The sequence below is a fragment of the Serratia sp. Ser99 genome (genome assembly GCF_024519545.1).
GTDB classification, from domain to species: Bacteria; Pseudomonadota; Gammaproteobacteria; order Enterobacterales; family Enterobacteriaceae; genus Serratia; species Serratia liquefaciens.
Map to the genome: position 1 here is coordinate 353,451 of NZ_JALJRT010000005.1, position 11,471 is coordinate 364,921.

8 protein-coding genes, 1 tRNA gene and 1 rRNA gene are annotated in these 11,471 nt (G+C 56.1%); 4 read left to right on the top strand and 6 right to left on the bottom strand.

Features of this window, described 5'->3' with window-relative positions; genetic code table 11:
- Positions 1–169: 169 nt before the first annotated feature.
- The 4 genes from gntK to NR114_RS13325 all read left to right on the top strand — a co-directional run bounded on the left by gntK (position 170) and on the right by NR114_RS13325 (position 4,667).
- Entirely contained in the window at positions 170–709 is a 540-nt protein-coding gene (gntK, locus tag NR114_RS13310; protein WP_256814189.1) for a gluconokinase, read from the top strand.
- Positions 706–2,043 (top strand): gluconate transporter, encoded by a 1,338-nt coding sequence (gene gntU, locus NR114_RS13315; protein ID WP_020837210.1) that lies wholly within the window; start codon positions 706–708, stop codon positions 2,041–2,043. Before gntK ends, gntU begins: the two co-directional genes overlap by 4 nt.
- 111 nt (positions 2,044–2,154) lie before the next feature.
- Entirely contained in the window at positions 2,155–3,969 is a 1,815-nt protein-coding gene (gene edd, locus NR114_RS13320; protein ID WP_256814191.1) for a phosphogluconate dehydratase, read from the top strand.
- 56 nt (positions 3,970–4,025) lie between these two features.
- Positions 4,026–4,667, top strand: coding sequence for a bifunctional 4-hydroxy-2-oxoglutarate aldolase/2-dehydro-3-deoxy-phosphogluconate aldolase (locus NR114_RS13325; protein ID WP_256814193.1), 642 nt, complete (start codon positions 4,026–4,028; stop codon positions 4,665–4,667).
- Positions 4,668–4,694: 27 nt separating this feature from the next.
- On the opposite strand, the gene aceK is transcribed toward NR114_RS13325, so the two are convergent.
- From aceK to NR114_RS13355, 6 genes are all read right to left on the bottom strand, one after another.
- Positions 4,695–6,449 carry a bifunctional isocitrate dehydrogenase kinase/phosphatase gene (aceK, locus tag NR114_RS13330; protein WP_234531002.1) on the bottom strand — a complete coding sequence of 585 codons (1,755 nt, stop codon included), beginning with the start codon at positions 6,447–6,449 and terminating at the stop codon, positions 4,695–4,697.
- A 70-nt stretch (positions 6,450–6,519) separates the two neighbouring features.
- Positions 6,520–7,827: an isocitrate lyase gene (aceA, locus tag NR114_RS13335; RefSeq protein WP_020837214.1), complete on the bottom strand. Its 1,308-nt coding sequence runs from the start codon at positions 7,825–7,827 to the stop codon at positions 6,520–6,522.
- A gap of 47 nt (positions 7,828–7,874) precedes the next feature.
- Positions 7,875–9,473, bottom strand: a complete 1,599-nt coding sequence (aceB, locus tag NR114_RS13340; RefSeq protein ID WP_129941604.1) for a malate synthase A — start codon at positions 9,471–9,473, stop codon at positions 7,875–7,877.
- Positions 9,474–9,860: 387 nt separating this feature from the next.
- The gene (gene metA, locus NR114_RS13345; RefSeq protein ID WP_041415044.1) at positions 9,861–10,790 is read right to left on the bottom strand and encodes a homoserine O-succinyltransferase; all 930 of its coding nucleotides are present in this window, start codon (positions 10,788–10,790) and stop codon (positions 9,861–9,863) included.
- A 376-nt stretch (positions 10,791–11,166) separates the two neighbouring features.
- A 5S ribosomal RNA gene (rrf, locus tag NR114_RS13350) occupies positions 11,167–11,282 on the bottom strand.
- Between the two features lie 52 nt (positions 11,283–11,334).
- Positions 11,335–11,410: transfer RNA gene (locus NR114_RS13355), tRNA-Thr, on the bottom strand.
- Positions 11,411–11,471 lie beyond the last annotated feature (61 nt).

Genomic DNA, 11,471 nt, shown 5'->3' on the forward strand with positions numbered 1-11,471 from the left:
GGTAGAGTGTTTCCACGCCTGATAAAAACTTGAAGCCGATCACAGTTAACGATCCTGCCTGCTAAAGCCCATTGCAACTGGTTAAACTTCCTTCGACAATGTTACCGATAACATGTTACCGGTAACAAATAATGCAAGGTAACGCCACTTGTCGTTTTGGAGCTAAGCCATGACCAATAATCAAAACCGTATTTACGTCATTATGGGCGTTTCCGGCAGCGGCAAGTCTGCCGTGGCCGCCGCAGCGGCCCGCCAACTGTCTGCCGGGTTCCTTGACGGTGACTTTCTGCACCCGCGCAGCAATATCCTGAAAATGGCCGCCGGTGAACCGCTGAACGATGACGATCGCACCCCATGGCTGGCCGCCCTCAACGATGCTGCCTTTGCGATGCAACGCACCAATACTGTTTCGGTCATTGTCTGTTCGGCGCTGAAAAAGCACTACCGCGATCGCCTGCGCGCCGGTAACGGCAACCTGTCGTTCATCTACCTGCACGGCGATTTTCCGGTGATCGAAGCCCGCCTGGCTGCGCGTAACGGCCACTTCTTCAAGCCACAGATGCTGGTAACGCAGTTCGCGGCGCTGGAGCAACCGGGCGCGGACGAAAGTGACGTTATGTCCGTAGATATCAACCAGCCGCTGGAAGCCGTCATCGCCGATACCGTGCGACATATCCAGAGTTTCCTGCCACAGGACGTGTGCGCGTGAATACTGTAACGCTGGTCGGTACCGCAGTCGGCTCGGTTCTATTACTGCTGTTTCTGGTGATGAAGGCACGCATGCATGCCTTCGTCGCGTTAATGTTGGTGTCTATCGCTGCCGGTATTTTTTCCGGCATGCCGTTGGACCGCATCGCCGATACCATGCAAAAAGGCATGGGCGATACGCTGGGTTTTCTGGCGATCGTCGTGGCGCTGGGCGCCATGTTCGGCAAGATACTGCATGAGGTCGGCGCACTCGATCAAATTGCGGCACATTTGCTGAAACGTTTCGGCCAAAGTAAAGCCCATTACGCGCTCGGTATCGCCGGGTTGATCTGCGCCCTGCCGCTGTTCTTTGACGTGGCGGTGGTACTGCTGATCGGCATCGTGTTTGCCGTCGCACGTCGCACCGACGGCAATATCGTCAAGCTGGCCATTCCCTTGTTCGCCGGCGTCGCCGCTGCGGCTTCCTTCTTGCTGCCGGGGCCGGTCCCAATGCTGCTGGCGGCGCAAATGAAAGCCGACTTCGGCTGGATGATCGCCATCGGCCTGGTCGCCGCCGTCCTCGGCATGCTGATTGCAGGCCCATTGTACGGCAGCTTTATTAGCCGCTTCGTTAACTGGCCAATGCCGGCAGACGAAAACGAACCGACACTCAACAAAGGCAACCTGCCGTCATTTGGCTTTAGCCTGGCGCTGGTACTCTGCCCACTGGTGCTGGTCGGCATGAAAACCATTGGTGCACGTCTGGTCACGCCAGGTTCTCAGTTGCAGCAGTGGCTGGAGTTTATTGGCCATCCGTTCACCGCCATTTTAATCGCCTGTCTGATCGTGATTTATGGGCTGGCAAAACCGCGCGGCATGACCAACGAACAAACGCTGGCCATCTGTTCGGCTGCAGTGCAGCCCGCCGGGATCATCCTGCTGATGACCGGTGCAGGCGGCGTATTCAAACAAATCCTGGTGGATTCCGGCGTAGGTCCGGCACTGGGTGACGCCATGATTGGCACCGGTTTGCCGATCGCCGTAGCCGCCTTTGCATTATCCGCTATGGTACGCGTGATCCAAGGCTCCGCCACCGTTGCCTGCCTGACCACCGTTGGCCTGGTGCTGCCGGTGACCAGCCAGTTGGGGCTCGGCGGTGGGCAGCTGGCCGCGCTGGCTATCTGTATTGCCGGGGGGTCTATCGTGCTCAGCCACGTCAACGATGCCGGTTTCTGGCTGTTCGGCAAATTTACCGGCGCCAATGAGCTGCAAACGCTAAAAACCTGGACGGTGATGGAAACCATCCTTGGCAGCGTGGGTGGCATCATCGGCATGATTGCTTTCACCCTGTTTTAAATCACGATAACGACACAACACCGCCCCCGGCCTTTGCACATCAGGGCTGCAATATTCCACCGGGGGCACCGCCACAGGCGGCGTCTATAACAATAGCCATGTGAGGAAGGTATGCTTAATCCCACCCTATCCCGTGTCACGCAACGCATCATCGACCGTTCCAAACAGAGCCGCGCCGCCTATCTGGCACGCATTCAAGCGGCGCGTTCCCAAACCGTGCACCGTGCACAGCTGGCCTGCGGTAACCTGGCGCACGGTTTTGCCGCCTGTCAGCCGGACGACAAAACCGCACTGAAAAACATGGTGCGCAGTGATATCGCCATCATCACCGCTTATAACGATATGTTGTCTGCCCACCAGCCCTACGAAAACTATCCCCAGCGGCTGAAACAGGCGCTGCATGCCGTGGGCGCGGTCGGTCAGGTAGCCGGAGGCGTACCGGCGATGTGTGATGGCGTGACCCAGGGGCAGGATGGTATGGAGCTGTCGCTGATGAGCCGCGACGTGATCGCCATGTCCTCAGCCATCGGCCTATCGCACAATATGTTCGACGGCGCGCTGTTCCTCGGCATCTGCGACAAAATCGTGCCGGGTCTGGTGATGTCCGCCCTGTCCTTTGGCCATTTGCCGTCGCTGTTTGTGCCTGCCGGCCCGATGAGCAGCGGCTTACCGAACAAAGAGAAAGTGCGCGTGCGTCAGCTGTACGCCGAAGGCAAGGCCGATCGACTGGCGCTGTTGGAGGCCGAAGCCGCTTCGTATCACGGCATCGGCACCTGCACCTTCTACGGCACCGCCAACACCAATCAGATGGTAATGGAAGTGATGGGGCTGCATCTGCCGGGATCCTCCTTCGTTCACCCGGACACCCCTTTGCGCGATGCGTTGACCGACGCTGCCGCACGCCAGGTCACTCGCCTGACCGAAACCGCCGGCAACTATCTGCCAATCGGCAAACTGGTGGATGAAAAGGTGGTGGTTAACGGCATCGTTGCGCTGCTGGCCACCGGCGGCTCCACCAATCTGACCATGCATATGGTGGCGATGGCGCGCGCCGCCGGCATCATCATCAACTGGGACGACTTCTCCGAACTGTCGGACGCCGTACCGCTGCTGTGCCGTATCTACCCGAACGGCCCGGCGGATATCAATCAGTTCCAGGCATCTGGCGGCGTCGCCCTGGTGGTGCGCGAACTGCTAAAGCACGGCCTGCTGCACGAAGACGTACACACCGTGGCCGGTTTTGGCCTGACGCGTTATACCCAGGAGCCGTGGCTGGATAACGGTCAGTTGGCCTGGCGCGAGGGCGCGGAAAGCTCGCTCGATTCCCAGGTTATCGCCAGCGTGGCGGAGCCTTTCGAACATCACGGCGGCACCAAGGTTTTGGCAGGCAACCTCGGTCGCGCGGTGATGAAAACCTCGGCGGTGCCGGCCGACAATCAGATTATCGAAGCGCCGGCGGTGATATTTGACAGCCAGCATGACATCGTGCCGGCATTTGAAGCCGGCAAGCTGGATCGCGATTGCGTGGTGGTGGTTCGCTTCCAGGGGCCACAGGCCAATGGCATGCCCGAACTGCACAAGCTGATGCCACCGCTGGGCGTGCTGATGGACCGCGGATTTAAAGTCGCGCTGGTCACCGATGGCCGCCTGTCAGGCGCATCCGGCAAGGTCCCTTCCGCTATCCACGTGACCCCGGAAGCCTATACCGGCGGCATGCTGGCCAAGGTGCAGGACGGCGATGTGATCCGCGTAAACGGCCGCACCGGTGAATTGGCATTACTGGTCGATGCCGACATTCTGGCCCAGCGAGCGCCATACCAACCGGACCTGAGCGCCGAACATATCGGCTGCGGCCGTGAACTGTTCGGCGCATTACGCAGCCAGCTTTCCGGTGCCGAACAGGGCGCCTGCTGCATTAAATTTTAACCGATAGCATGGCCGGGCAGCCCGAAGGCGACGGCTATAACTGGAGAGAACCCTTAATGAACAATTGGAAAACCAGCGCAGAGCAGATCCTGATGGCTAGCCCCGTAGTCCCGGTGATCGTCATCAACAAATTGGAACACGCGATCCCACTGGCGAAAGCCCTGGTAGCCGGTGGCGTCCGGGTATTGGAAGTCACCCTGCGCACCGCCTGCGCAATGGACGCGATCCGTGCTATTGCCAAAGAAGTGCCTGATGCCATCATCGGCGCCGGTACCGTCATCAACCCGCAGCAGCTGCAGGAAGTGACCGATGCCGGGGCACAATTCGCCATCAGCCCGGGACTGACTGCCGATCTGCTGCAAGCGGCCACGGCCGGTTCAATCCCGTTAATTCCGGGTATCAGCACCGTGTCTGAACTGATGTTGGGCATGGATCATGGGCTGCGTGAGTTTAAATTCTTCCCGGCAGAAGCCAACGGCGGCGTGAAAGCACTGCAGGCGATCGGCGGCCCGTTCCCGCAGGTACGTTTCTGCCCGACCGGCGGTATTTCACCGAGCAACTACCGTGACTATCTGGCGCTGAAAAGCGTGCTGTGCATCGGCGGCTCCTGGTTGGTGCCGGCGGATGCGCTGGAAAGCGGCGACTACGCACGCATCACTGAATTGGCGCGTGCCGCCGTTGCGGGTGCAAAAGCTTAATGCTATCGGGCGCGGCGTGCCGCGCCCTTACGTCGCTGCCGAGGTAGCAGGCAGTGCCACCCCGCTGCGCTGGCTAAAACGCCGTTTCTTGCGGTAAGCGAAGACATCTTCCACATGCCCGTCACGAATGCGCTGCTGCAACCCACGCCAGTAATCGGCTTCGAACAGGTCACTGTGCAACTCTTCAAACACCTGCCGAATGCGCCGATCGCCACACAGAAAATGCCTGAACTCCTCCGGGAATACATCGTTCGCCGACACGCTGTACCACGGCTCGCTGGCCAGTTCATCTTCCGGGTAACGCGGCGGCGGAATATCGCGGAAGTTCACCTCGGTCATATAGCAAATTTCATCGTAATCGTAGAACACCACCCGCCCGTGCCGGGTCACGCCGAAGTTCTTGAATAGCATGTCGCCAGGGAAGATATTGGCGGCAGCCAGTTGTTTGATCGCATTGCCATACTCTTCGATGGCGTCGCGCATCTGCTGCTCATTGGCCTGCTCCAGATACAGGTTCAGCGGCGTCATGCGCCGTTCCATATACAGGTGCTTGATCACGATGCGATCGCCCAGATCCTCCAGTTTGTCCGGCACTTCACGCTGCAATTCAGCCAAAAGCTCCGGGCTGATGCGCGCCTTGTCGACGACAAAATTCTCGTACTCTTGGGTATCCGCCATGCGCCCCACGCGGTCGTGTTCTTTCACCAACTGGTAACAGGCCATCACCTGCGCCTGCGTCACCTCTTTTTGCGGTGCGAACTCGTCTTTGATCACCTTGAACACCCGATCGAACGACGGCAGGGTAAACACCAGCATCACCATGCCTTTCACCCCCGGCGCGATGATGAACTGCTCCTGCGAGCCGGCCATAAACGTCAGGTATTCACGGTAACATTCCGTTTTACCGTGCTTCTGGCAGCCAATCGCCATATACAGTTCGGCGGTGGTTTTGCCCGGCAGTATTTCTCGCAGCCACTCGACCATCGCTGCCGGAAGCGGTGCGTAAACCATAAAGTAAGAACGTGCGAAACCGAAGACGATACTGGCCTCGGCCTTACTGGTCAGGCAGGTATCGATAAACAAGGCACCGGAATCGCTGTGATGGATCGGCAGCAGGAAAGGATAGACCGTATCCGCCACCCGCAGCTTACCGACCAGCCAGGCAGCCTTGTTACGGTAAAAGAGCTCATTGGCAATCTGGAACGTCGCCCCAGCCAGCTGCTGCGCGCTAAAGCTCTGTTGCAACGCCAGCGTGATGTAATCAATATCACGCGACAAGTTTTCCCAAGGTAGCCGCAGGGGTAAATCCGTCAGCAGGTTGTACAGCATCGCCGATACATCACCGCTAGCAGTGAAATTGCGCGACAACGGACGCGGGATATCGCGAAAGCGTCCCTCAGGTTGGGAGCTGAAAACAAACAGCTTTTCCGGCGTTAGATCCCGGTGTTTGAACAGGCGGCAGTAAACCGAATTAAAGAAGCTTTCGGCGATCTCAAAGCGTGGGTACTCCGGCAACAGGTCGGTGTACACCGCCTTCACCCGGCTGGGGAAATCCGCATCAAAGGACTTTTGCCCCGTGATGCACTTCAGTTGCTCCACCACCAAACCGACGTGATGGTCATACAGGTGAATACGCTTTTTCATCGCCTGTTGCACCGCCGGCCAGTCTGCTCGCTCAAAACGCTGCTGCGCACCGGCGGTCACCTCAAGGAAGCGGCCATATTGCGCATCAAAACCCTGCAGTATCGTCTGTGCGATCAACAGCTCCAGTTTCGCCGCCATCCTTACTTCCCGCCAGAAAATAGAGCCCGCATATGCAGGCTCTGGGTTAGGTTTTTTCAGCGTTGCCGCCTCAGAACTGCTGTTCTTCCGTCGAACCGGTCAGCGCCGTTACCGAAGAAGCACCGCCCTGAATGATGGTAGTGACCTTGTCGAAATAGCCGGTACCCACTTCCTGCTGGTGCGATGCAAAGGTGTAACCACGTGAAACGGCATCGAATTCCGGTTTCTGTACCTTCTCGACGTAGTGCTTCATGCCCTCGCCCTGTGCATAAGCGTGCGCCAGGTCAAACATGTTGAACCACATGCTATGGATGCCCGCCAGCGTGATGAACTGGTACTTGTATCCCATCGCCGACAGTTCTTCCTGGAAGCGGGCAATCGTCTGATCGTCCAGGTTCTTTTTCCAGTTGAACGACGGTGAACAGTTGTATGCCAGCAGTTTGCCTGGGAATTTGGCGTGAATGGCATCAGCGAAACGCTTGGCTGCCTGCAGATCCGGCGTGGAGGTTTCGCACCACACTAGGTCGGCGTAAGGGCAATACGCCAGGCCACGGCTGATCGCTTGCTCAATGCCGGCATGGGTACGGAAGAAACCTTCCGCTGTACGTTCGCCGGAGACAAACTCGCTGTCGTATGGATCGCAGTCTGACGTCAGCAAATCAGCCGCATCGGCGTCGGTACGTGCGATGACCAGCGTTGGCACACCGAGCACGTCTGCAGCCAAACGGGCGGCTACCAGCTTCTGAATCGCTTCCTGGGTTGGTACCAGCACTTTACCGCCCATATGGCCGCACTTTTTCACCGCCGCCAATTGGTCTTCGAAATGCACCCCGGCAGCGCCGGCCTCAATCATGGCTTTCATCAGCTCAAAGGCATTCAGCACGCCGCCAAAACCGGCTTCGGCATCGGCGACAATCGGCAGGAAGTAGTCGGTGTAACCCTTACTGCCCGGTTCAATTTTATTGGCCCACTGGATCTGATCGGCACGGCGGAAAGTATTGTTGATACGTTTAACCACCGCCGGCACGGAATCAACCGGGTACAGCGACTGGTCCGGATACATGGCCGACGCGGTGTTGGCATCCGCAGCGACCTGCCAGCCAGACAGATAAATCGCCTCAATGCCGGCTTTGGCCTGCTGCAATGCCTGCCCGCCAGTCAGCGCACCCAGGCTGTTGACATAGCCTTTGCGTGATTTACCGTGCAGCAGTTCCCACAGCTTGGCGGCACCGTTTTGTGCCAGCGTGCAGACCGGATTGACCGAGCCGCGCAAATTAATCACGTCTTCAGCGCTGTATGGGCGCGTGATGCCTTCCCAGCGAGCCGATTTCCATTCCTGTTCCAGTTGTTGAATCTGTTGAGCACGAGAGGTAGACATAATTTTTATCCTTTTCAATAATGTAGGGTTAATGGTCAGGAACAGGTTCAGGCCAGAAGCTCATAGCCGGGTAAGGTCAGAAAATCGATTAATTCGTCTTGCGTAGTGATACGTTCCATCAGGCGCGCAGCTTCTTCGAAACGGCCAGCGTTAAAGCGCGCCTCACCCAATTCTTCACGTACCACCAACATCTCTTCTTTCAGCATCTGGCGGAACAGCGCCTTGGTGACCAACTGGCCATCACTCAGGCTCTTTTGGTGATGGATCCACTGCCAGATTGAGGTACGGGATATTTCCGCCGTCGCCGCATCTTCCATCAGGCCGTAAATCGGTACGCAGCCATTGCCGGAGATCCAGGCCTCGATGTATTGCACCGCCACGCGAATATTGGCGCGCATGCCGGCTTCGGTCCGTTCGCCATCGCAGGGTTCCAGCAGTTGCGCGGCGCTGATCGGCGCATCGTTTTCACGCAGGACTTCCAACTGATTACGGCGTTCGCCGAGCACTTTGCTGAACACTTCCATGACGGTATCCGCCAGCCCCGGATGCGCCACCCAGGTGCCATCATGGCCGTTATTGGCCTCCAGCTCTTTATCCGCCCGTACCTTGTTCAATACCCAGGCATTTTTCTCGGCGTCTTTGCTAGGGATAAACGCGGCCATGCCCCCCATGGCAAAAGCGCCACGCTTGTGGCAGGTCTTGATCAGCAAGCGGGAGTAAGCACTGAGGAACGACTTGTCCATCGTGACCGACTGGCGATCCGGCAGGACCCGGTCAGCGTGGTTTTTCAGCGTTTTGATATAGCTGAAGATGTAATCCCAACGGCCGCAGTTCAACCCGACGATATGATCGCGCAGGTGGTAAAGGATCTCGTCCATCTGGAATACCGCCGGCAGCGTTTCGATCAATACCGTGGCCTTGATGGTGCCGCGCGGCAGGGAGAAACGATCCTCGGCAAAGCTGAATACTTCACTCCACCAGGCCGCCTCCTGCCAGGATTGGGTTTTCGGCAGGTAGAAATAAGGGCCGCTGCCTTTTGCCAGCAATTGACGGTAGTTGTGGAAGAAATACAGTGCGAAATCGAACAGACCGCCAGGGATCGCTTCGCCCTGCCACTGCACGTGTTTCTCCGGCAAATGCAGGCCACGTACGCGCGCTATCAATACCGCTGGATTAGGCTTCAACTGATAAATCTTGCCGGCTTCATTGGTGTACGAAATGGTGCCATTCACTGCATCATGCAGGTTGATTTGCCCATCGATCACTTTGTCCCAGCTCGGCGCCAGTGAATCTTCGAAATCCGCCATAAACACCTTCACATTGGCATTCAGGGCATTGATCACCATTTTGCGTTCAACCGGCCCGGTGATTTCGACCCGACGGTCGCGCAGATCCTCGGGGATGCCACGGATCTTCCACTCTCCATTTCGAATGGAATCAGTTTCCGAAATAAAGTCCGGGAGTTCGCCCTGATCGATCTTCTGCTGCCAACAGGCACGCGCAGCCAAAAGCTTATTGCGCTGCGGAGTAAAGTTACTCACCAGATCCGCCAGGAATTCGACCGCGTCATCCGTCAACACCTGCCGTTCAGCAGCGGTAAAACCCTGCGTAAACGTTAACTCCGTGCCTGCTATCTGTTGCGTCATTGTCTTGCTCCTTCGCATCATTGTGCACCGCAGCTGCAAGTCAGGCGGGCACATCTTCATCAGAAATCAGTGCGGATCAGGATGAATAAAATGATCCTCAACTGGTCAGATCTCATCTCGCTGGATCTAAGAATACTCAACTAAAAATAAAAATCAAAAACGATTTCCATTTTATTATTAAATATTTTATTAACCTTTTATTATCAATTGGTTATTAAAAATAACAATACCAGAGGGTAAGGAAACCGGTTCCATTTCCTGTCGATGGTTATATCAAGTGTTTGTTAGATAATGAGTTTTAGTAAGAATGGCAGATAAATAAGGGGAAAAGCGCTGGGAGAGGAGTGCCGGCGGCCTCGATTCAGCCGCCGGTTAAAGCAAAAAATGTTATTCCAGGGTCGGGTTCATATGACGCAGATCGTAAGGTGTGATCTGGTAAACGTAGTAGTTAAGCCAGTTGGCGAACAACAGGTGGCCATGGCTGCGCCAGGTCGCTTTGGGGGTAAGTTCGGGGTTATCGTCGGGGAAGTAATTGAGCGGCACTACCGGGTTGAGACCTGCTTCGTTATCGCGACAGTACTCACCGGCGAGCGTCAGCGCATCATACTCTGGGTGCCCAGTCACGAACGCCAGCCGTTTATCCTTGCTGGCGAACAAATAGGCCCCGGTTTGCTCCGACTCGGCCAGGATATCCAGATCCGTGTACTGCCGAATAATCTCGGTAGGGAAATCCGCATAGCGCGAATGGGGTGCCAGGAAAGTCTCATCAAAACCACGCGTCAGCAAGGCATGCTGCTGCAAGGTTTGATGCTGGTAAACGCCAGAGAGTTTCACTTCACGCGTCATCTTCGGGATGCCATACAGAATATTCAAAGCGGCCTGCACAGCCCAACAGACAAATAGCGTGGAGGTCACGTGATTCTTGGCCCAATCTATTACGCGTTCAATCTGCGGCCAGTAAGCAACGTCGCAGAAATCAACCAACCCTAGCGGGGCCCCCGTTACGATCAGACCATCAAAGTTCTGATCCTGGATGTCTTCAAAATCACAGTAAAAGTTGTTCAGATGCTCCGCCGGCGTGTTCTTTGACTCGCGGCTGTCGATACGCAGCAACTGGATATCGATTTGCAAAGACGAGTTAGAAAGCAGACGTAAAAACTGATTTTCCGTCTCGATCTTCTTTGGCATCAGGTTAAGGATCAGCACTTTCAACGGCCTGATTTCCTGTGTTTTTGCCCGTGAGGATGTCATCACAAAGACATTCTCATTGCGCAAGAAACTTACTGCAGGTAACTCATCAGGAACACGAATCGGCATTGCTTAATCCCCACACATCCGTTTAAACGTTTAGACTTCTAGATGCCCGAAGATAGCGGTTTTTTACCGTAATGTCGAGTGTTCAACCGAAAGGTGAAAATGTTTCATTGCGGCGATGACGGGAGGTTGAACGTATTTTTGGACGCTAAAAAGCAAAAAGGCCATCCTTGCGGATGGCCTCTTGGCTTAATTGATGCTTGGCAGTGTCCTACACGATTCGTCTCATCCTGAGACTCACCCCTTCGGGGCCGCCGCAAGCGGCGTTAAAGCCCGTTCCCGACGGGCTTTTCGCATGCCCATGCTCGAGCAGAACGACATACAGCAGATAAAACAAAAAGCCCTACGCTTTCACGTAGGGCTTGTTGCTTTATTTGATGCTTGGCAGTGTCCTACTCTCGCATGGGGAGACCCCACACTACCATCGGCGCTACGGCGTTTCACTTCTGAGTTCGGCATGGGGTCAGGTGGGACCACCGCGCTATTGCCGCCAAGCAAATTCTTTTAATTCTTTTTTGCCGAACTTCTAAACCCACTTTAAATAAAGTGGTGCTGATACCCAGAGTCGAACTGGGGACCTCACCCTTACCAAGGGTGCGCTCTACCAACTGAGCCATATCAGCACACTAATTTGATGCCTGGCAGTGTCCTACTCTCGCATGGGGAGACCCCACACTACCATCG

Excerpts from the sequence above, each read along its gene's own strand:
- gntK (WP_256814189.1), top strand. The coding sequence starts at position 170 with ATGACCAATAATCAAAACCGTATTTACGTCATTATGGGCGTTTCCGGC.
- edd (WP_256814191.1), top strand. The coding sequence starts at position 2,155 with ATGCTTAATCCCACCCTATCCCGTGTCACGCAACGCATCATCGACCGT.
- NR114_RS13325 (WP_256814193.1), top strand. The coding sequence starts at position 4,026 with ATGAACAATTGGAAAACCAGCGCAGAGCAGATCCTGATGGCTAGCCCC.
- aceK (WP_234531002.1), bottom strand. The coding sequence starts at position 6,449 with ATGGCGGCGAAACTGGAGCTGTTGATCGCACAGACGATACTGCAGGGT.
- aceA (WP_020837214.1), bottom strand. The coding sequence starts at position 7,827 with ATGTCTACCTCTCGTGCTCAACAGATTCAACAACTGGAACAGGAATGG.
- aceB (WP_129941604.1), bottom strand. The coding sequence starts at position 9,473 with ATGACGCAACAGATAGCAGGCACGGAGTTAACGTTTACGCAGGGTTTT.
- metA (WP_041415044.1), bottom strand. The coding sequence starts at position 10,790 with ATGCCGATTCGTGTTCCTGATGAGTTACCTGCAGTAAGTTTCTTGCGC.